This window comes from Pontixanthobacter aquaemixtae (genome assembly GCF_009827395.1).
In the GTDB taxonomy this organism is placed as follows: Bacteria; Pseudomonadota; Alphaproteobacteria; order Sphingomonadales; family Sphingomonadaceae; genus Pontixanthobacter; species Pontixanthobacter aquaemixtae.
Genome location: NZ_WTYX01000001.1, coordinates 742,894 through 763,966 on the forward strand (window position 1 = coordinate 742,894; position 21,073 = coordinate 763,966).

Below are 21,073 nucleotides of genomic sequence, written 5' to 3' on the forward strand. Positions count from 1 at the left end.
CTCGCGATATCGGCGTGGCTGACCTGTTCGAAAGCGGCCGGGAGCGACATGAAGGGCGCAGGCCTAATCCAATGGTGAGCTATCTTGCGCATTTTTGCCCGGACACAATCAACCAGGTTTTTCCTGATCGCACTCGCCGTGATACCCCTTGAATCCTGCGCCAACCGTCAGCTTGATTCTGGATTTCCTGTTGAGCAGGCTCGTATCGCTGAACGTGGATATGTCGCCGAGGATATTGGGTTTTCCAAGCCGTTTATAGACCAACAGGAATGGCGCGATTCACCGGTGCGCCATTATTACGTGCATGGCGGCTTTGCCGGAACACAGACCCGCTTCTCTTACTATTTCCCACCCGAAGACGGTTTCGAAAATCGTTTCTTCCAGCACGCCACGCCAATCCCGCTGAGCGAAAATTTGGCGCAGCAGGTTGCGCCGGGCCCATACAACAAGATCGGGTTTTCGCTCTCCAGTGGAGCCTACTTTGTTGAAACGAACGGAGGCGGCAAAATTGATCTCGGGCAGGGGCCGCGCGGGATGCAGAACCCTGAAATCACCGCCTTCCGGGCCAATGCCGCCGCCGCACAGTTTTCGCGCTTTGTCGCGCAGCAATTCTATCAAACAAGCGATCGCCCTTTTGGCTATCTTTACGGGGGATCAGGCGGTGCATTTCGAACCATTGGCAGTCTGGAGCGGACTGAAGGTGTTTGGGACGGGGGCGTGCCCTATGTGAATGGGTCGACGCTGGCCATACCCAATATGTTTTCGGTGCGGATGCAGGCATTGCGGGTTTTGCGCGGCAAGTTTCCCCAAATCGTCGACGCAGTTGAACCGGGCGGGAACGGCAACCCCTATGCCGGCTTGACCGAACACGAGGCATCGGTCCTTCGCGAAGTCGAAAAAATGGGCTTTCCCATGGAAAGCTGGACCGGCTGGCAAGATATGGGCTTGCATGGCTTTGCTGCGCTCTATGGCGGCGTTGCGCAGGCTGATCCGACGTATTTCGCCGATTTCTGGGAAAAGCCGGGCTATCTGGGACATGACCGGCCCGAACTTTTCGTAAAGGACCGCGTGCAGCATGCCAGCAAGATAACGCATTTGCTCTCGGCATCCGACGCCGCGCGATTGGGTATCGGTGTCGACAGATTTGCGGAAGCCAATCGCGGCGGAGTCGACAACGCATTTCGTGAGGGCGCAGGGCAACATGTCGTCGGCATCAAGCTATCGGTGCCACCAGCGCCGGACTATTTCCTTGGCGGTGAATTGATCATCAAGAGCGGTGCGCTGGCGGGAAACCGACTGATGGTCGACAAGATTGTGGACGGGGTGGTCGTGTTTGGCGTGGCCGATCCGCGGAGCATCAGGCAGCTCAAAGTCGGTGACGAAGTTGTTGTCGACAATTCGAACTTCCTGGCGATGGAATCCTATCACCGGCATCAGGTTCCGCCCGAAGGCTTTCCCGTGTGGGATCAGTTTCGCGATAAAGAAGGTAACCCTGTCTATCCGCAGCGCCCGATGCTTATCGGCCCTTTGTTCGTCCGGAATACCGCGGGCAGCTTGTTGACAGGAAATGTCGGTAGCGAGAAGGTCATTCTCGCCGCTTCTTTATGGGATCGTGAAGCCATGCCTTGGCAGGCGGACTGGTACAGACGCCGCGTAGAGGCGCAATCAGGCGCCGATGCGGTTCGCCTTTATTACACTGACCACGCGGTGCACGGCGACGGCCCGGTCGTTGAAGATCCGTCGCGCATCGTTTCCTACGAAGGAACTCTGCAACAATCGCTGCGCTTGCTGGCAGCATGGGTGGAAGAAGACGTTCTACCACCAGAAAGCACACAATATCGCGTCGCAGACGGTCAGGTGATCGTACCCACAGCTGTGGAAGATAGAAAAGGGTTGCAACCGGTCGTGGCATTGACTGTCGGCGGGAACAAAAGCGTGACGATTGCTGCAGGCCAACAGGTCCGTCTGCATGGCGCATTTGGCATCCCACCTGCTAGTGGAAAGGTCTCCAGCGTAGAATTTGACTTCGACGGCGACGGGATATTCGATCCAATTGATCTGGCCGCGCAAGCGCAAGAAATTTCCGTGACACACCTCTACGATACGCCCGGAACTTATTTCGCCGGCTTGCGCGTGACCGCCCAGCCAGAAGCGGCGCTGGGAACCCCATACGCGCAATTGTCCAATATCGATCGCGTCAGGATCGTGGTCAAACAGGCGGAGTAGAGCAGGGAAGTTCCAATGACCGAACAATCACCAGTCTATCTGCGAGTTCTAGAGCTTCTGGAAATGGAAGGGATCAAAACGCTGTTCGGGATTCCCGATCCGGGGTTTGTCCATATGGCTGCAACTGCCGAGGGAAGGGGGTGGCAGGTCGTTGCTCCTCACCATGAACAGGCTGGTTGCTTCATGGCCGACGCGTGGGGCCGCATGACCGGCAAATCGGGCGTGGTTTTCGGAACAATGGGGCCGGGGGTGGCGAATCTCGCTGCTGCCGCGATCGTCGCTCATAAAGAAAACTCGCCGACTATTTTCCTTGCCGGAAATCGCGCGCGCGAGGCGGACCAACGCGTGAAACGCGGCCGCATCCAGTACATCTCGCAGCCAAAGCATTTCGAGGCGGCGATGAAGTACACAGGGGTAATCGAATACGCGCACCAGACGGATGACATTATCCGCGAGGCGATCCGCGTCGCCAATTCAGGCAAGCCCGGTCCAGTCTATGTCGAAATCCCGATGCATGTGCTGCACGAAACGCCCGATTGGGGGCCTCTTGACCCACCAGAGGATTACCGCCTCACTTCGCTTTCGGCCAGCGCCCCGATGATCGAAAAGGCTGCAGAGGCGATTGCAAAGGCGCATTCACCCATCATACTCGCTGGACACGGCATCTTCACTGCCAGAGCGCAATCTCAGGTTGCTGAACTGGCGCGTAAGCTTGGCTGCCCGCTCATCCAGACTTCGGGTGGGACCTCGTTTTTCCCGGGCGTCGAGGATCGGACTTTCGCCTATGGGTTCTCCCAACCGGCCATCGAAGCTGTCGAGCAAAGCGATCTTGTGCTCGCGATCGGTACCGAGCTTGGCGAACCCGTGCACTATGGCAAGCACCGGCACTGGGAAAGCGGGGACACAAACCGGAAATGGATTTATGTCGAACGCGATCCTCTCTCGATAGGCGTCAACCGCAAGATTGACGTCCCATTGGTGGGCGATCTGCGTGATATCGTGCCGCAATTATTGAACGCAGTCGAAGCGCGCGCCGATCACCCCAATCTTTCCGGCTGGATTGCATCGCAGGCGGACCATCGCGCCAAGCTCGCTGCCTCCGCACCCAATGACATGACGCCGGTCCACACAGCGAAACTGGTTGTCGAAGCGACCAGGCATTTTCCTGAAAACGGGATCATGGTTCGGGACGGCGGTTCGATTACGATCTTCACCTGGACCTATTCGCAAGCAACCCCGCATGATGTCGTTTGGAACCAGAATCTGGGTCATCTTGGCACCGGGCTTCCTTACGCCATCGGTGCGTGCTTGGCCGCGCCCGGCAGACCGGCGATGCTCATCACCGGAGACAGCTCATTTCTCTTTCACGTGTCCGAGCTCGAGACCGCTGTTCGGAAGAAACTGCCTATCATCGTCATCGTCAGCAGCGATTATGCCTGGGGGTTGGAGGTGGGCGTTTATCGCCGCACGCTAGGCGCGCAATCACCCGAAACCGAGGCTCATTGGGGCAAGAATGTCAGGTTCGATAAGCTTGCCGAGGCGCTCGGTGCTCGCGGTGAATTCGTCGAGGACGCAGCTGAAATCGGTCCTGCTATCGAGCGCGCGCTCGAAAGCGGCCAGCCGACTGTGATTCAGGTGCCGGTTGATCCCGATGTAAATGCAACCGAAGCGCCGAATTACGAGGAATACGCAACATGGGGAGCATATTGATGCCTACATTCAAGGGGGCGCGCAAATGACGGGTAAAGTGGCCGTTGTAACCGGTGCCAGTCGCGGGCTTGGACGCGGCATTGCTCGCGGGCTCGGATCCAAGGGCATGACAGTCTATCTGACGGGCCGCGATCACGCACAATTGCAAGACGCGGCGAGAGAGTTGGAGGAAGCCGGAGGGAAGGGCATTCCTGTTGCTTGCGACCATGCCGATGATGATCAGGTGGCGGCTCTATTCCGGCAAGTAGAATCCGAACAGGGCCGGCTGGATTTGCTGGTGAACAATGCCGCCGCGGTGCATCCTCAAGAACTGTCTAGGCCCGGCCCCTTCTGGGAAAAAGACCTCGGTCTGGCCCAGATGATCGATGTTGGTCTGCGCTCGAATTATGTCGCTGCCTATCATGCCGCGCCGCTTATGCTGAAAAGCGAGGCGGCGCTAGTTGCTAACATCTCGTTTTATGGTGCGTCAGGATATTTTCACGGTCCGGCCTATGGTGCGGCCAAGGCCGGCACCGACAAGATGACATTCGACATGGGCATCGACTTTGCCGAAACACCGGTTTCGGTCGTTTCGATCTGGCCCGGATTTATTCTGACCGACATGGTCAAAGCCATTCCGGAAGAGCAGTTTCCGCCTGAAATGAGAGCGATGTTGCCCGAATGGGAGCATCCCGAATTTACCGGTCTTGTGCTGGCGGCGATGTTGGAAGACCCGAATTTGAAATCGCTATCTGGGCGCACGGTCATCGGCGCACAGATGGGTGAAAAATACGGCGTTCAGGATATCGACGGAAAGCAGCCTCGAGACTGGACTGATCGAATGGGTGAACCGCTCAAATTCTACCTTCCGCCACAGGGGAAAACGTCATGATAGAATCGCTTCTTGTTGTTCTGACCAATGCCGCCGAAGGGCGCGATGCCGACTTCAACGATTGGTACACCAATATCCACGCGCGCGATACAATGCGCATGCGCGGCGTGTTCGGTCAGCAGCGCTTTGCTTTTTCGGATGAGCAGCTTCAGGACTATCCCGAAGGTTTCCCTTCGCAGTATCTCGCTCTCTACGAGGTGTTTGATCGCAAGTGGTTCACGCAGGAGCACATCGATCGGGCTGGAACGCCATTTATGATTGTCGAAGATTCGCTCGACATGAGCAGGCTAGATGATTTCTATTATTCCCCTCTCCAGTTTCGCGACAAAGCGCCACGTAGCTTTGAACGATGCGGTGTTGTGTTGGAGCAAATGCAGTCCATACCCGGCGAGGAGGAAGACCTGCGCGCGTGGTTCAACGACATGTACTTTTCGCAGCGCTTTGGCGAGGACGGGATTGTGACCGGGGCGTTCCTGTCGTTTGAGGAATATGGGCAGATGATGCCTTTCCCGCCGGCCCATAACCACATTGCCATTTGGCGGATCGAAGATCAGGCAGCCAGAAACAACTGGCGCAAATCCAATCCGCTCGCCGACTGCCCCCATATCGATCAAGGCACGTTGGCGATTTCTTGCTGGGACGTTTGTTCTGACCGGCTCATTCGCGATGATGTTCAATACCCCACCGCAGAAGCCCTGGCTCGCGAAGAGGCCGCGCGGGCGCGGATCGCACAGCAGGACTCTGTGATTAAAGCTGCGACAGGCCGCATTAAGTCGGGCTGATTCCCTGCAAGCAATAAAGAGCCAGCAGGCTATCGCTCCGGCGCGTCGGGATAGCGGCCTATCGACAGGAACAGCATAGAGGCAACTGCAAGCGCAGGCACGAGGCCCCACAAGACAGGGTCGTAACTTCCGGTGATGTCATAGACAGCATTGGCGACGATGGGTGAGACACCTGCGCCAAATCCGGTCAGGCCGCTGATCAGGCCGAAAAGCGTGCCGAAATTGCGTTTGTCGAAGTGGCGTGTAGCGAGATACGCGCACGCGTCATACTCCGCTCCACCAGCGACACCGAGCGAGAAACAGGCAGCCGAAGCAGCCAGCGCACTTTGGTCAAATGCGAGCAGAATGGACACAGCGATGATCGCGCCCAGACCGCACAGGATGGCGACATAGCGCGCATCCATCCGGTCGAGCAGCAAGCCGCCCAGCAACCGCCCGCAGATTGTCCCTACGCCAATCAAGCCGGCAATCTCAGCGGCACGGATCAGCTCGAACCCATCGGCCATCAATACCGGAACCGTATTGACCGCAAGCATTGTCACCGCCGCTGAATAGGTGAAAGCCGCGAGGGCCAGTTTGTTGAATTTGCACCGGAATAGTTCCTTTGGCGGAGCGCCGGAGACTGTCTCTGTCGCGGCCTTGCTCGCCTCTTTCTTATCCTCCGGAGAGGTTTTATCGAACAGCGCGAAGACAAAGGGATAAACCACCACGAAGCACAAAATGCCCAGCCCGACATAAACGCCGCGCCACCCGAATTCTTCAAGCAACCCTGCGGCAACGCGCGGAACAATTGCCGAAGTCAAACCGGTTCCGGAAAGGGTAATTGCCAAGGCCATGCCGCGGTTTTTGACAAATCGCATCGCAATGGCGGCCGTCCAAACCGTGGGGTAAACCAGGACCGTCGCAAAGGAGAGCAGCAGGTAGAGTGCGTACCAGCTAAGGATATTTGAGTTGGCCAAAGACAGCATTGCAATGGCACCGGAAAAAGCAGGGACGCCGATCAATGCAATTTTGCGCGGGCCGTAACGGTCCACCGCGCGGCCGCCGAATGGAGCCAGAAACAGCAATGCGGTGGAGGTGACAAGCGAAGCGGCTGATATTTCCGAACGGGTCCAGCCGAATTCCTCTTCCAGCGGAGCAATAACCACTCCGAGCGTGTAAACATACAGCGCGACCAGCATCATGCCGAGCACGCAGGGTATCAGGATCAGCCCGTAGCGGCGCCATTCCTCCTTATCGAATACCGGATTACCTTGCGCTGTTTCTTCCATCGGTTCCTGTCCCTGTTTTCTTATTATGTGCTTTTACACGCTGGCCGGGTTGGATTTGCTGCGGCGATTGACCAACGGCCTCTGATAGGACGGATCGGTGAGATCGCGCGATGGCAGGCCGTTCTTCTTGGCATCCTCAATATCCGAAAACGGCACGGGTATTTCCTGCGGCATGCAAGCCCACTCGATCAGGTTTGTGCGCAGGATGATACGCCAGCTTTCGCCCCGCTTCTCCAGACGATCGACATAACGGCCACCTGCCAAGACGAGCGTTTCATCGCGGTTCCGCGCCACAAACTGGTAATAGGTCTCGCAATGGGCGCTATCGCCATCGACCTCGATATTGGATTGGAACAACGCATGCTGGGTGAGCGACTGTCCTTCTTCGTGCATCGGAACTGCCCAATCCCAGCAATCGGCAGGTGAACCGACAAACGGGCCCGCTGCTATCGTTGCGTCGTCCCAGAAAGCTGCAAGGAACGCATCGCGGTCAAACCGGTCCATTCCCTTGCTGAAGGTTTCCAGAGCTTCGCGGATTTGCTGTTTTGCAAGCAGTGCATCGATGGCGTTGCCGCGTGCATCGTCAGAGTTAGCGCCCATGATAATTGTTCTCCCGGATTGGTCCCCAAAGCGGGCCACCACGCTTCTCTCTCGCGCTTTCGATACGGCTGCCGTCGATATCGGTTACGCCGTATTCGTCACCGATTTCGGCGGTAATGTAGGTTCCGCCGGAACGGTCCATAATTGCCGGATCTTGTGCCAGCGCGGCAATGACGCGTCCGGGATGCTCCACGCTGCTTCCCTTTTGCCCGGCCACAGAATTGGTCATCTTGTCGGCCATCTTGGCAAGATTGTCGCGGGCCTTTTCGGTCAGTGTCAGACCTTGCCAAAGTGAAATGGTCGCCACGTCATAGGGCTCAAGTTCGATGGCCATATCGCGGGCGATCCGATCGACCGTAGACTTCGTCGCACTGAACAAAACGCCATATGTGTAGGTCACGCCGGTATAGCCGCTGATCATCACGATCAGGCCCGATTTCTGCTTAGCCATCATCCGCGCGGCATGCCACGAACAAACATAGTAGGACCGCATTCCGACGTCCCACATTTCAAGATTGGACAGCGGTTTTTCGAAGAATGGCTTGGGTTCCAGGAGATCGTCCGACAATTGGGTTGCCGAGTTGACCAATATGTCGAGCCGCCCTTGTTCTCTTTCAATCTGCTCGAACAGCTCCGCCACTGCCTGATCGTCATTGTGATCGCATGCAACTGCGATGCCGCTTCCGCCGCTCTCGCGCCCGCGCGCGTCGCATTCAGCGGCAGTCCCGCCGACAGTTCCGGGGAGGTAGTAGTCGCCCTCTTTCACGGTTCGTCCGGTGACATAGACACAAGCGCCCTGTTCCGCGAGGACGAGCGCGATGCCTTTGCCGATACCCCGGCTTGCGCCGGTTACCAGCGCCACTTCTCCGTGAAGCGGCCCGCTCACCCTTTTCGGTCCCCGAAGAATTTCTCGCTGTGATCGCCCACTGCGCGGCCCGAAAAATGGTCAGCGGTCAACGGCATCCCCATCAGGCCTTGCGACCAGTCGATCGCGTCACCCCATTCGGTTGACCAATCATACAGCATCGTCCGCGAAGCCAATCGCCATTCCCCGTCGCGCTTTTCAAACAGGTCGAGATATCGTGCTCCAATACAAGTGTCTTGATCGCCTTCACCCATATCCACGCGGTGATAAGAGACGAGGTGGGTTTCGGCTTTGGCGGTGTTGCCCGACAATTCGATATAGCTTTGGCCGAGAATATGCTGGGTGTTCTTGATCGCATCCGCGCCAGGCACGACCCAAGCCAGATACTCGTCAAAGCTCCCGCCCTGAACACCATAGTCATAGGTGGCGTCAGGCCACCAACTTGCCTGCAGCAGATCCGCATTTCGGCGGTCTTCGCCGCGCGCGATCCGCTCGATGCAATGCCGGATTGCTGTGCGATCGACGAGTTCTGTCAATGAAGAGTCCATTTCAACGCTCCCCTTCTGCACTTTCCATAAAGGCGGGCGCCGTGACGGAGGCCAAAGCCTCGTGCGCGAGCCCGCTACCTAGGCCGTTCATCATGCGGCAGCGCAGATCGTGAACCAATACCTGGCGCGTGTAGCGCAGAACAGGCAAGGGCAATTGGGCAAGCTGTGTGGCCAATTCGCGCGCGCGCGGAAGCAGCCCGTCTGCGGCAAGAACTTCACCCACCACACCAAGCTGTTTGGCTTCCTCTGCGGCAATGCGTTCGCCTGTCAGCAGGAAATAGCGCCCGCGATTGGGGCCAAGCAGCATTGGCCAGATCACATGCACTCCGTCACCGGGGACAGTGCGGCCCGGGACATGCGCAAAGTCCGCGAATTCCGCGTGCTCAGCAGCCAGAACAATGTCTGACAGCACCAGCAATTCCGCGTGAATGAATGCCGGACCGTTGACCGCACCAATTACGGGTACGGGGATGGCGAGCAGGTTGTTGAGAAGGCCAACGCCTTCCTCATAGATGCGCGGCCACATCTTTGCCTGCCCTTCTTGCGACATGTCATCCATATCGAAATTGGTAATGAAGCTGTCGCCAGTTCCGGTCAGAATAACCACTCGGTTCTCAGGGTCGCGCGCCACGTCCAAAAACGCGTCGGGCAAGTCTGCGTGCAGGCTTTTCCCGGTAGTGCCCCATTTTGGCGGCCCTCCCTTGGTGTGCATCGCGAGTTCGATCACACCGTCATTGCGAGTGATGTTGATGCTGCCATATTTGTCTTTGTAGTCTTCCAGTTTCACCGCTGGCCTCCTCCATTGTGTCCTAGGATCGCATGATCCACCCGCCATCGACGTTGATTGTCTGGCCGGTAATCCATTTGCCCGCGTCCGAGCAAAGCAAGAGCAAAGTCCCGACGAGCTCGTCCGGCTGGCCCTGCGCCTTGGTTGCAACGACATTTTCAAGAAACTGCAGGAAGGGCGAGCCATCCGGGGCCAGCATCTTGCCTGCATCGGAGGCAACATTGCCCGGTGCAATCGCATTGCACGTGATGTTGTCCTTGCCAAACTGTTTGGCGAGCGACGTGGTGAGGCCCACCAATGCGAGCTTGGTCACGCCGTAAAGGCCGCTTGCCGGAAATGCTCCGCCCGATGTCTGATTGACGATTGCCCCGCCACCGCGCTCGCGCATCGAGGGCACAACTGCGCGGCTGCAAAGCAATGCGCCATCGAGGTTGACGGAAAAGGCTTTACGCCACTCCTCCATCCCGACAGTTTCTAGGCTGTCATAGCTGATATCCACCATCAAGGCGGCATTGTTGACGAGGATGTCGACACCGCCAAACGCTTCCGTGGCAGCGGCGGCCATGGCTTTGGTGGAAGCTTCCTCCGCGACATCCACCGCAACCGCGATTGCTGATCCGCCAGATGATGTGATTTCGTCGGCCACCGCATTTGCGCCTTCAAGATTGAGGTCGGCGACCACCACTGAAGCCCCGGCAGAAGCCAATCCTTTGGCGTAGGCCCGGCCGATCGAATTGCCGCGTCCGCCAGCGCCGGTGACGACCGCCACTTTGCCGCCCAGGCTGAATTGTTCGAGAGAGAATTCGGTCATTGGATGGTCCTTTGAAACGGTAATATTGGCGAGTGGGTGAGGGAGGTCGATGCTCCCCGCGTCAGATCAGTGCAGCTGAACCCCCATTGCCCCTGATGGCTTCGGCTGCGCGCATCCCGGAAAATACACAGTCACCCAGCGACAGCCCGCTGACATAGTAGTGCGAGCAAATTCCAACTGCGGTGCGCCCGGCGGCGTAAAGGCCGCCAATCGGCGCACCGTCGGTGTTGCTAACCTGTCCGGTTTCCTCTTCGACAACCAGACCGCCCATGGTCAGGGCAGGGATGGGCGAGACCTTGAGCGATCCCCCAATGTCGGTCGCATAAAACGGGCCGCTTTCGATTTTGCGGCGATATTTCTCCGACTTTCCAAGCGGATCGGGTTCGCCTCGCTCGATATATCCATTGTATTCGGCAATTGTCGCTTCAAGCTCGCTGGCCGGTACATCCAGCAATTCCGCCAGAGCGGGAAGGGTCGGGGCGCTCACTGTGTAATCCTTGAGCGTCGCGCGGAACTGGATTTTCTGGAACAGCATCTTTTTCATGCTGCCAATTTCTTCAACCACAAGCTGCTGCAGTGGCTCGTCGAGGATCATCCATCCGCGCCCACCAGCTTTGCCGAAAACGGCTTCACCGGTGCGCGCTCCGTAATATTCTTCTCCGACAAGGCGCTTGCCGTCGGGGCCGATGGCACAACTCTTCACCCAGTTTTCCGGCTGGTACAGAAACTTCCATGCTGAAATGCGATCCAGGTGGTCGGTCTTCGCGCCAACGCTCATGCCTAGTTTGATACCCGATCCGTCGTCAGCAATGGTGCCGAGCGGGTGTGATTTAAGATAATCGGGCGCGGTCTTCGCCATCATTTCGCGATTATAGGTGAAACCACCAGCAGACAGCACGACACCTTTGCGGACGCGAATACGTTTTGTTTCAACGTGTTCCTGCTCAGCCTTTATGATCGTGCCGTAAATTTTGCCCGTCAGACCCAGCGTTGCGGCGATGATATTGTTGGCCAGCCCCCATGCTTTGCCATGCTTCCACGAAGCAAAACCGGGTTTGATCTGTTTGAGCTCCACCCCGATGACATTGCCATTTGCATCGGCGATCAGACGTGTCGCGCGGGCTTGCCGCAGCACCTTTGCATTTGCCGCACGATCAAGTGACGCGAGCAATGGCGGCAACAGATATTCGCCGGATAGCTTGGTTGGTTCGCCGCCCTCGGGCGGTTTTGCCCTATGGCCACGCGGCGCAGGGGTCGCGCGTTCGCGGCCCGGCACAGTCAATTCATTGCCCGAATAATAGAGCGAGTGCGAATTGGGGTAAGACGTCTTTTCATCCGTTGCCGGACCGCCGAACCGCGCGCCGTATTTCTCGAGCCAATCCTGAAAATGAGCGCTCGCTTTGGCAAAGCGGCTGACCGTTTCGGGCGAAACAATGTCGCCGGTTTCGAAAGAAAGATATCGCGCCATGTTGTCCGGGGCATCCTCGACCCCAGCTTCGCGCTGCGCTTTGGTCCCGCCGCCCATGTAGATCACGCCGCCCGACAGTTTGCTGGCTCCACCGCCCGGGCCGCGGTCGATTGCGATCACCGAAAGGTCCGGATCCTCGGCAGCGCGCAAGGCAGCGCAAACCCCGGCCATTCCCACCCCGACAACGAGAACATCGCATTCATCATCCCAGGATGCTGCATCTGGATCAGCAACAATATCAGCCGGTTCAACGCGGGTCGAGGTGGGGGTCAGGTCTTCAATAAATGTGTGGTCAGGTTTCAAATGGTCTCTCCAGCCGGTCTATTCTGATGCGACATCGTCGAACAAAGCGGTCAGGGCGGGTCTATCGACCTTGAACGAAAGTGTTTTCGGAAGGGCATCGACAAACCGCCAATGCACTGGAATATGTGTCGCCATCACATGCTCGCGCAGATGTGTCTCGATGTCTTGCGCGCTCGGTGCATCCTGATCCGGCTTGAACTGGATCGCTGCGCCGGGGACTTCACCCAGACGGCGGTCTTTAACCGCGACCACGCCTGCCGCAGAAATTGCCGGGTGAAGGATCAAGGCGCGCTCGATAGTTTCCGGCAACACTTTGAACCCGCCACGCATGATCGCCCCATCCGCGCGCCCGCGATGGAACAGGAAGCCGTCTTCATCGATGACAGCCAGATCCGACGTACGAATCCAGTCCGAACCTATACGAGGCGAAACCACTTCCAGCAGACCTTCGCTTCCCGCGGGTAATTCTTTTTCTGTTTCCGGGTCGATCACACGCAGCTGTGCCCCACCTATCGGGCGCCCGACGGTTCCCATTTTCGAAGTTCCGAATTCCTCGACATCTTTCAGACTCATCGAAGTGACCGGCCCGCCAAATTCGGTGGCGCCGTAAGAAATCAGGATTGGAATTCCATATTGCTTTTCAAAGGCGCTTTGCACTGTCGGATCCAGTGGCGCAGCGCCGCTGCCGATCGCCATCAATCCTGCGAGTTCCTCTTTGGGCACACCTGCATCGATAACCATTTGGACACCCGCTGGCGGGAGGCCGGCGATTTTCGGCTTGTAAGTAGCGAGATACTCGCGCCACTTGTCGAGGTTGAACCGGTCATGCAGAACCGCGCGGCTGCCACGCAAAACGGTGGGTATCGTCGAATAGATACCCGAGATGTTGCCAATCGGCATATACAGCAGCAGCGGCGGCTGGCTGGCCGGATCGGCCGCTTGCTGATTGCCGCTTGTGCCACCAGCCAACAGACCGGCGATCATCGCATATTCAACCGGGAATTGCTTTGGCGGGCCGGTGGTTCCGCTGGTGAGAATTTCGACCTTGGGGCGATCTGCAGGTGAAAATTTTCCCTGATGATCGAACTTTTCGAGGCCTTCGACCAGATTTGCATCCAGATCTTCCAAAGCGATGCCAACACGCCCCGCCGCGCGCATTTCTTCTTCAAGCTCGGCGGAAAATTCCTCAACACCAGCAATGACTATGCCCGAATTGAGTTTTGCGACATTCTTGGCAATCGCCGCCGGAGATTGAAACGCATAGACCATTCGTACGGTCCGTCCCTGCGCCAGCAATTTGATCAGAGCCGCGATAGCCCATGGCCGGTTGCGTGGTATGAAAGTTACGGGCGCATCATCCGGTGCACCGCTCTGGCTGATCAGTGTTGCTACACCGTTTGCAACGGTGCGCAGTTCACCCCAGTCAAACCAGCGGCCTTCAAATTCGATAACTTGCGATCCGCCGGGGCGGGCAAGGGCTTCTTCACAAAGGGAAGAAAGCTCGTTCATTCGCCTTCCTCAAGGCCGAGCAGTTTTTCATATTTGTCGTGCCATGCCCGGATGATGGATTCCTGATAGGCGGAATAGATGACGCGGGGCGGGTTTTTGGTCCGCAGCCCCTGATAGACCTGCGTAACATTTGCACTGTCCTGATCCAGAATACGCGCCAAAGTCCCCATCTCTTCCGCATCGACCCAGTGCTGATCCGGATCCAGCATCTTCATCGGGGCAGCAGGCGGCTTCGGTTTGTCCTTCGGCCACGGCGCGAGCAGCATAATGTCGGCAATGCATTCGTCATGCCGGTCACCATTGGGCCGGAAGCGATAGACGATCCGCGCCATACCGCCCCATGGATGGAAATTGGGGAACAGATTGTTGAAGCTCTGCTCCACCAATTCGTGATCCGAATATTCGTCGACTTCATCGCCGATCAATCCGCGCAAATATTGCCCCATCATGTCGGCAACCATGCGGAACGTTTCGAGCGTGCGTTCTTTGGGAACGACAATGCCCCGCTGCACGCTGGAGCCTGGTGCGCTGGCATGTCCAAGCCGGCTCCAATTGCCAAAGACATCATATCGCGTTTCAGCCAGATCACCGCCTGAAAGCAGCAATTGCGGGTGCGTGGCGACCGAATGGTAAGCTTCGAGGAAAGCTTCCATCATCAACTTCCAGTTGGTTTTCACGACCTTCGCGACGTGGACCATTTTGAAACGGTCCTCGAGCCGAAGCTTCTCGTAATGCGCGAGCATGTCCGGCCCGGCATATTCCTCGAAAGAGATCGCATCATCGTCGGGATTGATGAAAACGAACCCGCCCCATCGCGCGGTCTTCAGTTCGGTCAGGCCGCCGACCTCTTGCCGTACTTTGGGAAAATCCCATTCGCAGGTCAGGTCATGCAGTTTGCCGTCAATGCCGAAACTCCACCCGTGGAATGGGCAGCGGAAACCCTCGGCGCGTTTGCCGTTATGTTCGCAAATTCGCCGGCCGCGATGCGGGCATGCATTGACGAATGCCTTGATCTCATCCTCGGCGCTGCGGGTGACGATATATTCGAGATGCGCGATCTTGTAGAGAACGTGGTCACCAACTTCGGGAATATCATCTTCCCGGCAAGCCATCTGCCAGCTCTTCTTCCACAAATGCTCGACTTCGAGATCGTGGAATTTCTTGGTCGTAAACCTGTCGACATGGACCTGCTTCGGCCCTCCTGGATAGGGCGCTTCCTTCTTGTAAACTTCGGGCAAAAGATCCGGCTTGCGTTCGTTCTCAATGAAGAATTGCTGGGGAATATAGGCAGAAGAACGCATTCCTTCTTCGGTCTTCACACCGGGATCGGCTTTGTAAGGCGCGATGATTTTCGGGCGTTGTTGCTTGTCTTTGTCCGCGCCCCCGCGAGCGAGATTTTCCTTGAACATGGCATTGGCGAGTTCGGGAGTCGGCGGCAGGACATTCCAGAAAATGTCTTTTGATTCGTCCATAACCGGACCGCCGATATAGCGCAGCATATGGGGGTCAGCCTGGGTCAGATCGCCTTCCACATATTCGCCGTCCCACTTGAAAAGCCCGGCTTTGCCTGCCTGCTTGTCTTCAACGCGGACCATGCCATCTTCGAGCTCTTGATAGATCGCCCCGGTAAAAGGATGGGGTTCGCAGCGCATCTGCCTCTCCTGTTGATTCACGTCGGCCATTGGCACGAAGTCCATGACCGGCAATTTTCCGATCAAAGAAGAGCCTGTGTTGAGGCCGCACGCAAGCCAATTCCACGCCCAAGCGCGAGAGAACGCGGCGGCGATATGCTGCGGTCGTGCACGAGCGCCACGCCAAGCAAATCGCCCCGGCGAATTGCGCGCCCTGATGCTTGCGACGCCGTATGGAACGGTGCAATCAGCATGGCTCGATAGGGAGCAAGAGATTGCATGTGTGGCCAGCCTTTGCGTTTTTTCTCGCCGTGGCGGGCGCACCGGGCGCGGCGTTGGCCAACGAGCCCAATCAGGAGACCGGACAGGACATGAGCAACGAGCAAGCGGAAAATGACACGCAACCCCTTACGCTGGAGGATTGGTCCGCATTCATTGAAAATGTCCGTGCTTTGCCGCAGCAAATGTTGGAAAAGCTGCCCGAGGACCAGCGCAGTGATCCCCGCATACAGGAAGAAGTCACCCGATTGGCTTTCCAGTCGCTCATTTCGGTTGGACTCGACACTCTCGGTGGGGATCCCGATTTCCCGCAATTTCTGCCAACCATTTCTGAAGTGATGAACGTTGGTCAACCCAACGCTGATACCATCTACCGTGCAGCGCGTATCGCGCCTGATGGCACATACCGGCTGACCGGACTGCGCGGGTCGCTTAATCAGGCGGTGGTCAGCCAGGTCGTTCCGCGAAACGCGGAAACCGGCAAAGGGCGCGCGCATCTGGACCTGAACGAGATCTCTGTCGATGCTGATGGCCGCTTCGATGTATTGATTAGCGCAAGCAAGCCGGAAGGGTTTGCGGGAGATTGGTGGGAATTGCGGCCTGCCGCGAACCGCCTTCTGGTGCGTTTGGTAAGTTCAAATTGGGCAGAAGAACGGTCGCCAACACTATCGCTTGAAAGGCTCGATTTGCCCATGGGGCAGGGGCGCGAGGAAGCGGGAGCATTTGCGCAAAAACTCAAGGCTGCTCCGGTTGCCATGGATTTCCTTGGCGGGATGTTTGTAGATCGCGTGCAGGCGCTAGCGGAAGAGGGATTTGTCCATCGTTTCAAGCCCTTTGACATCACCTCTGCAGGTGGGTTGCAGGGGCAATTTTACTACGAAACAGTCTATCAGCTGGAAGACGATGAAGCGCTCGTTATCGAGACCGAAATCCCCCTTGAGTGCCCCTATCGCTCGTTGATCCTGACCAATCATCTGTATCAAACGACCAATTGGTACAACAACCACTCCAGCCTCAACGGCGATCAATCACCTCCCGACAGCGATGGCAAATGGCGGGTTGTGGTCAGCAATGTTGATCCGGGGGTCCGTAACTGGCTGGACCCCGCTGGGTTCAAGCGCGGTATCATCCAAGGGCGCTGGACCAATTGCAGCGATACACCGGTTCCGCAAATCGAGCTGGTAAAGCTTGCGGAACTTGATGCGCACCTTCCTGGCGACGTCGCTCGTGTCACCGCCGAAGAACGCGATGCAATTATCCGTAATCGGCGCGCTGCGCAGCTGCAGCGGCCGCATTGGTAAAAGGAAACGCAACTGAAATGACCGCTGAAAATCTCGCTCGCGCCTATTATCGGCGGATCAATGCTAAAGATCTCGATGGGTTGCTAAGCCTGTTTGACGATAATGCTGTTTTCAACCTGCCCGATGGCCGGGTCGTCGAAGGAAAGGATGCATTGCGCGGTATGTACGAGCATGTGTTCGCCGCCGGTGGCCCTCAGCCCCAGCCGGTAAAGATTGTGGCTACCGCGACCGATGCAGCCGCGGAAGTGGAGGTCACTCTCGCCAATGGGGAAGTCCTCCACATGGCCAGCTTCTTTTCGATGGGCGTCGGAGAAACCTTTGCAAGCGTAGGCGTCTATCAAAGAGGGCGCCGCGAGTCCTGAGTCGATCCAAGGCAGGAGGTGACATGCAAGATTGCGAGATCCAGATACGCCGCGAACTTGCCGCTGCTTATCGCCTGATCGCCCATTTCGGGTGGGATGATCATGTGGCCACGCATCTGTCGGCGCGATTGCCCGACGGTTCGTTCCTTATCAACCAGTTTGGCCAGCTGTTTGACGAAGTCACCGCGGCCAATCTCGTTCGGGTTTCGATGCAGGGTGAAGTAATTTCGCCCGCGGAATCGGTACTGAACCCTGCAGGTTTCAATATCCACGCAGGGATTTACGATGCGCGGGCCGACACCGGAAGCGTGATGCACCTGCACACGCATGCGGGGGTGGCTGTCTCTGCCCTTGAAGACGGGCTTTTGCCGCTCAGTCAAACGGCGATGATCATCTTGCCCGATGTCGCCTATCATGAATTTGAAGGCATTGCCGACCGCGAGCAGGAGCGCGAAAGTCTGGCACGGGACCTTGGCACAAAAAACCTGCTGATCCTGCGCAACCATGGCACGCTAAGCGTGGGGGAAACAATAGCCGACGCGTTCTACCGGCTCTACTGCCTCGAATGGAGCTGCATTACTCAAATGAGCACGCTGTCGGCAGGGCGATCGGTACATCTGCCCGATCCCGTTGCTGCTGCCGAGGTCGGGAATGCAATCGATTGGTCCAACCCAAAGCGGTTTTCGGTTCGCGCCTTCTGGCCCGCGATGCTGCGCAAGGCCTATCGGATCGACAGCACTTTTGACGATCTGACCGGCTGAAACCGAACGATCTATTTTCCTGCCAACTCGCTCGCTGCTTGGTCCATGCGCCGGAGCAGAACATGACAGGCGTTTTGCAAAGCCGACATTGCGGGGTCCTCTGCGGCGACCAGATCGCGCGACAAATAGACATCTTTAGCCAAGAGGTCGCGCAGGTCTGCGACCCCTTCCGCAGTCGAATTTTCACGCCAGCCGACCATGCCGGGGACGACTTGAAGTGCAAAACTTTGCGCAGATCCGCGTTGCAATGCCTCGCGCAATTGCTCGCGATCAAAGTCAAGCGCTACGCCAATATCGAGGATCGAAGCGGCAAGGCCATAATTGGCGATACAGGCGAGATTGTTGAGCAGCTTTCCTTGAAGGCCGCGGCCGACAGGGCCGAGATGCGAAATCGTGCCAATCGCTTCCAGCCATTCACGAGCGCGCGCAATTGTTTCGTCATCGCCGCCCACGAACAAGGACAGTTTTCCCTCAAGCGCATAGTGATGCCCGCCAGATACACCGACATCGATCACGCTGACCCCATAGGGCCGGGCAATTTCCTCTAGCTCTTGGGCCAGTCCGGGCGCGACGGTGGATGTAATGATGAAAATGCCGCCATCGCCTTGCGCTTCGAAAATCCGCCCATCGCCCGCAAGGTTTCGCAATTGATCATCAGTCCTGACACAAATGCCAACAAAGTCTTTACCCCGTGCGGCCTCGATCGGATCGGCTGCGCGCGCGGTTCCCTCTTCGTCAAAGGCCTCCAGAGTCGGGCCGTGAATATCGCAACCGGTTACCGCAAACCCCTGTCTGGCCAGACGGCGAGCGATGGGGTTGCCCATCAGGCCCAAGCCAATGAAACCGACACTTGTATTCGACATGTCCAACCTCTTCCTTGGCGGTTCAGGATCGCCATACTTGTTTGCCTTAACGGCATAGACTTTCAAAGCGGGGCCTCAAGCGCCTCTGCCCAAATATCGGTGTGGCGGTTTGCCCGCCAATCAGGAACCAGTTGGCCGGTACCAGATTGGGGAGCTATAAGCGCGTTCTTGCAAGAATTCCGGCGCGCCGGTGGCGATTGGCACATTATAAAATGCGGCGTCGTAAGTCGTCCAGCGCGGTGTCGGTATCTCGAGAACGCGCACATAGTAGAATGCGGGCTGGTTGGGGTCGAATTCCGGATCGCGCCACCAAGTCATTAATTCGGGATCGCCGATCGAATTGCTATATCTTGCATTGGCCACATCGACGGTATTTCCCACCGGCTCGATGCCACCGTTCTTATCGGGTTTTCGGCTATCGGATAGCGCCACGTCAAACAGCTTCTCGCGCGGCGTTCCGGAATTGTCGATCCAACCTTTGACGATCTGGATCCGGTCCAGATTGGCGGCATCAGGGTCTTTGATGGCGTGAAGAAAGAAGACCGGGCTTTCACCGCTGCCGCCGTCCGCCAATTCGCTTCCCATTGGAACGCCCCGTTCATATCCGATCCTGGCGTAATCAGCGTAGTTCAGTTCTTCCTTGGTAAAGTCCCACCCGCCAAAAAAGCGCAGGCGAATACGCGTTCCCGTGGTGGCATAAACTTCGCGCCTTTTGAGCGCATCGAACAATGCTTCGCGCGTGTTTTCCGGTGCCCAGATTGCGGTCAGGCCGGACGCGCCCAGCTGCCAATTATTCTGCGGTTGGCCCGCCGATTTGTCGCGCATTCGATCAGGGGAAGGACCGCCATTGGCGAATTTTCCGAAGAAATTGTCTTCCGCAGTTGTTGCCAAGCCTGTGTGGCTATCGCTGCCGCCAATCATGCCAAACTGGAACGGGTTGGCGCCAAGCTCCTGCTCCAGCTTCAAGCCATCAATCAACGCTTGCCGCGCATACTCATATCGCAGCATCCAAGGCTCTTTGGCGGTTGAGCCTGCAACATTGTATCGATCCCAAGTCTCGAAATCAGCGAAAGGGTCGTCGGGTGACAGCGATGGGTGGGTTTCGCCATCACCTTTGACTTGGGTCGCCTCGTAAACGGGCTCCCAGCGCTGGCGCTGTTCGGCGTAGCGTGCGTCAATCGCTTGGCCGCTTACGGTCTTGGGAGAAAACATCCGGCCATTTGAAACATTGCCGTTGTGCGCGATGGCCAAGCCTTGGCCGCCGCTGGCCTCATAGCTCTCAAGCGCTTGCCAAAGGTCTTCCGGATCGTTGCCGAGCGCCGCGTTGAAAGGCAGCGTTTTCCCGGCCTGATCAGCACCATCGCGGTAGAGAACAACGCGGTGCAAATTGTCTCCTTTGATCATGCCGGTCCACTCATATCCGATCACCGTCGTGAAATGACCCGGGCGATTATATTGGTCAGCGATCCTGGCGGATTTTGCCCATTCGTCGCGCACAAATTTCTCGGGAAGTTCCGGCATCGGGCCATTGGCACGTATCACCGAGCCAAACGCGGCGCGAAGCCCCTTTTCAGCCGCTATCGATTGAACCGAGCGCCAGCGTTGCTCCAGTTCGGTTCCGGCAAGCGCGGGATGACCGGCATCGAGCCCGGGATAAAGTCCATAGTTCTCGGCGTGGTCTGTCACAGCCAGAAAGTCGAGCGGGCGCTTGAGGCGTGCGGGCATGCCGCTGTCGGTCTGCACGGTTTGTCCCATCGCAAAGCGGTATGCATCGGCCTGTGAGGTGGCCACCGTTCCCTGCAAGTAAGCGTCAGTGGAAATGTTGGTGTGGAGATGAAGGTCTCCGAAATAGACATTGTTGGTACGGGGCGCCCGCAATGGCGGCGAATATTGCCTTTCGCCTGCCGCCTTGGGAAGAAGCGATGCCGGTTCTCCGGTTTGTGCCTTGCCGAGAGGTACGGCTACAGCGACGCCATATGTGAGCAAGGCCAGCGAAGCGGTGCAGAACAGAGTTTTTGTAGATCCGACGAGCCGAGTCACTTCCGGGTCTCCCTATGCTTTGCGCCCCTGATACCACAGATTCCTGATCGAAAGAGCGGGGCGCCATAGTATCACCGTGGCGTTG

General features: G+C 57.4%; 18 protein-coding genes. 7 read left to right on the plus strand and 11 right to left on the minus strand.

The genetic code is table 11. The annotated features are described in order from the left end of the window. Nucleotides 1-138: 138 nt before the first annotated feature. From GRI41_RS03635 to GRI41_RS03650, 4 genes are read left to right on the plus strand one after another with little or no spacing between them, the layout of a single operon-like run. On the plus strand, nucleotides 139-2,226 hold the full coding sequence (locus GRI41_RS03635) for a PKD domain-containing protein (RefSeq protein ID WP_202388646.1): 2,088 nt from the start codon (nucleotides 139-141) through the stop codon (nucleotides 2,224-2,226). Between the two features lie 15 nt (nucleotides 2,227-2,241). Continuing rightward, on the plus strand, nucleotides 2,242-3,936 hold the full coding sequence (locus GRI41_RS03640; protein ID WP_160603413.1) for a thiamine pyrophosphate-binding protein: 1,695 nt from the start codon (nucleotides 2,242-2,244) through the stop codon (nucleotides 3,934-3,936). 25 nt (nucleotides 3,937-3,961) lie between these two features. Then, nucleotides 3,962-4,807, plus strand: a complete 846-nt coding sequence (locus GRI41_RS03645; protein ID WP_160603414.1) for an SDR family NAD(P)-dependent oxidoreductase — start codon at nucleotides 3,962-3,964, stop codon at nucleotides 4,805-4,807. Beyond that, complete coding sequence (locus GRI41_RS03650) at nucleotides 4,804-5,589, plus strand: hypothetical protein (RefSeq protein ID WP_160603415.1); 786 nt, start codon at nucleotides 4,804-4,806, stop codon at nucleotides 5,587-5,589. Before GRI41_RS03645 ends, GRI41_RS03650 begins: the two co-directional genes overlap by 4 nt. A 29-nt stretch (nucleotides 5,590-5,618) precedes the next feature. Here the strand turns inward: GRI41_RS03650 and GRI41_RS03655 are convergent, their stop codons facing one another. From GRI41_RS03655 to GRI41_RS03695, 9 genes are all read right to left on the minus strand, one after another. Then, nucleotides 5,619-6,860 (minus strand): MFS transporter, encoded by a 1,242-nt coding sequence (locus tag GRI41_RS03655; RefSeq protein WP_160603416.1) that lies wholly within the window; start codon nucleotides 6,858-6,860, stop codon nucleotides 5,619-5,621. A gap of 33 nt (nucleotides 6,861-6,893) precedes the next feature. Next, on the minus strand, nucleotides 6,894-7,460 hold the full coding sequence (locus GRI41_RS03660; RefSeq protein ID WP_160603417.1) for a nuclear transport factor 2 family protein: 567 nt from the start codon (nucleotides 7,458-7,460) through the stop codon (nucleotides 6,894-6,896). Beyond that, the gene (locus tag GRI41_RS03665) at nucleotides 7,450-8,346 is read right to left on the minus strand and encodes an SDR family NAD(P)-dependent oxidoreductase (RefSeq protein WP_160603418.1); all 897 of its coding nucleotides are present in this window, start codon (nucleotides 8,344-8,346) and stop codon (nucleotides 7,450-7,452) included. Before GRI41_RS03665 ends, GRI41_RS03660 begins: the two co-directional genes overlap by 11 nt. Continuing rightward, a complete protein-coding gene (locus tag GRI41_RS03670) occupies nucleotides 8,343-8,873 on the minus strand; it encodes a nuclear transport factor 2 family protein (RefSeq protein ID WP_160603419.1) in 531 nt (176 codons plus the stop codon). The genes GRI41_RS03665 and GRI41_RS03670 overlap by 4 nt, the downstream gene beginning before the upstream one ends. A gap of 1 nt (nucleotide 8,874) precedes the next feature. Then, complete coding sequence (locus GRI41_RS03675; RefSeq protein ID WP_328600507.1) at nucleotides 8,875-9,660, minus strand: enoyl-CoA hydratase/isomerase family protein; 786 nt, start codon at nucleotides 9,658-9,660, stop codon at nucleotides 8,875-8,877. 22 nt (nucleotides 9,661-9,682) lie between these two features. After that, nucleotides 9,683-10,471, minus strand: coding sequence for an SDR family oxidoreductase (locus GRI41_RS03680; RefSeq protein ID WP_160603421.1), 789 nt, complete (start codon nucleotides 10,469-10,471; stop codon nucleotides 9,683-9,685). Between the two features lie 61 nt (nucleotides 10,472-10,532). Next, nucleotides 10,533-12,242, minus strand: a complete 1,710-nt coding sequence (locus GRI41_RS03685) for an FAD-binding protein (protein WP_160603422.1) — start codon at nucleotides 12,240-12,242, stop codon at nucleotides 10,533-10,535. Nucleotides 12,243-12,260: 18 nt separating this feature from the next. After that, a complete protein-coding gene (locus tag GRI41_RS03690) occupies nucleotides 12,261-13,751 on the minus strand; it encodes a class I adenylate-forming enzyme family protein (RefSeq protein ID WP_160603423.1) in 1,491 nt (496 codons plus the stop codon). Further along, a complete protein-coding gene (locus GRI41_RS03695; protein ID WP_160603424.1) occupies nucleotides 13,748-15,403 on the minus strand; it encodes an aromatic ring-hydroxylating oxygenase subunit alpha in 1,656 nt (551 codons plus the stop codon). Before GRI41_RS03695 ends, GRI41_RS03690 begins: the two co-directional genes overlap by 4 nt. Before the next feature lie 290 nt (nucleotides 15,404-15,693). Between GRI41_RS03695 and GRI41_RS03700 the strand changes: the two genes are divergently transcribed. The 3 genes from GRI41_RS03700 to GRI41_RS03710 are packed head-to-tail and all read left to right on the plus strand — an operon-like array spanning nucleotide 15,694 to nucleotide 18,085. Continuing rightward, nucleotides 15,694-16,962 (plus strand): hypothetical protein, encoded by a 1,269-nt coding sequence (locus GRI41_RS03700; RefSeq protein ID WP_160603425.1) that lies wholly within the window; start codon nucleotides 15,694-15,696, stop codon nucleotides 16,960-16,962. 17 nt (nucleotides 16,963-16,979) lie between these two features. After that, the gene (locus GRI41_RS03705; protein WP_160603426.1) at nucleotides 16,980-17,324 is read left to right on the plus strand and encodes a nuclear transport factor 2 family protein; all 345 of its coding nucleotides are present in this window, start codon (nucleotides 16,980-16,982) and stop codon (nucleotides 17,322-17,324) included. Next, nucleotides 17,321-18,085, plus strand: coding sequence for a class II aldolase/adducin family protein (locus GRI41_RS03710; RefSeq protein WP_268893188.1), 765 nt, complete (start codon nucleotides 17,321-17,323; stop codon nucleotides 18,083-18,085). Before GRI41_RS03705 ends, GRI41_RS03710 begins: the two co-directional genes overlap by 4 nt. 11 nt (nucleotides 18,086-18,096) lie before the next feature. Here the strand turns inward: GRI41_RS03710 and GRI41_RS03715 are convergent, their stop codons facing one another. Next, entirely contained in the window at nucleotides 18,097-19,014 is a 918-nt protein-coding gene (locus GRI41_RS03715; RefSeq protein ID WP_268893176.1) for an NAD(P)-binding domain-containing protein, read from the minus strand. Nucleotides 19,015-19,068: 54 nt separating this feature from the next. Beyond that, a complete protein-coding gene (locus GRI41_RS03720; protein WP_202388647.1) occupies nucleotides 19,069-20,988 on the minus strand; it encodes a DUF3604 domain-containing protein in 1,920 nt (639 codons plus the stop codon). Nucleotides 20,989-21,073 lie beyond the last annotated feature (85 nt).

What these genes read in the sequence shown, in the direction of transcription:
- GRI41_RS03640 (WP_160603413.1), top strand. Translation starts at nt 2,242, where the DNA reads ATGACCGAACAATCACCAGTCTATCTGCGAGTTCTAGAGCTTCTGGAA.
- GRI41_RS03645 (WP_160603414.1), top strand. Translation starts at nt 3,962, where the DNA reads ATGACGGGTAAAGTGGCCGTTGTAACCGGTGCCAGTCGCGGGCTTGGA.
- GRI41_RS03650 (WP_160603415.1), top strand. Translation starts at nt 4,804, where the DNA reads ATGATAGAATCGCTTCTTGTTGTTCTGACCAATGCCGCCGAAGGGCGC.
- GRI41_RS03655 (WP_160603416.1), bottom strand. Translation starts at nt 6,860, where the DNA reads ATGGAAGAAACAGCGCAAGGTAATCCGGTATTCGATAAGGAGGAATGG.
- GRI41_RS03660 (WP_160603417.1), bottom strand. Translation starts at nt 7,460, where the DNA reads ATGGGCGCTAACTCTGACGATGCACGCGGCAACGCCATCGATGCACTG.
- GRI41_RS03670 (WP_160603419.1), bottom strand. Translation starts at nt 8,873, where the DNA reads ATGGACTCTTCATTGACAGAACTCGTCGATCGCACAGCAATCCGGCAT.
- GRI41_RS03680 (WP_160603421.1), bottom strand. Translation starts at nt 10,471, where the DNA reads ATGACCGAATTCTCTCTCGAACAATTCAGCCTGGGCGGCAAAGTGGCG.
- GRI41_RS03690 (WP_160603423.1), bottom strand. Translation starts at nt 13,751, where the DNA reads ATGAACGAGCTTTCTTCCCTTTGTGAAGAAGCCCTTGCCCGCCCCGGC.
- GRI41_RS03695 (WP_160603424.1), bottom strand. Translation starts at nt 15,403, where the DNA reads ATGCGCTGCGAACCCCATCCTTTTACCGGGGCGATCTATCAAGAGCTC.
- GRI41_RS03705 (WP_160603426.1), top strand. Translation starts at nt 16,980, where the DNA reads ATGACCGCTGAAAATCTCGCTCGCGCCTATTATCGGCGGATCAATGCT.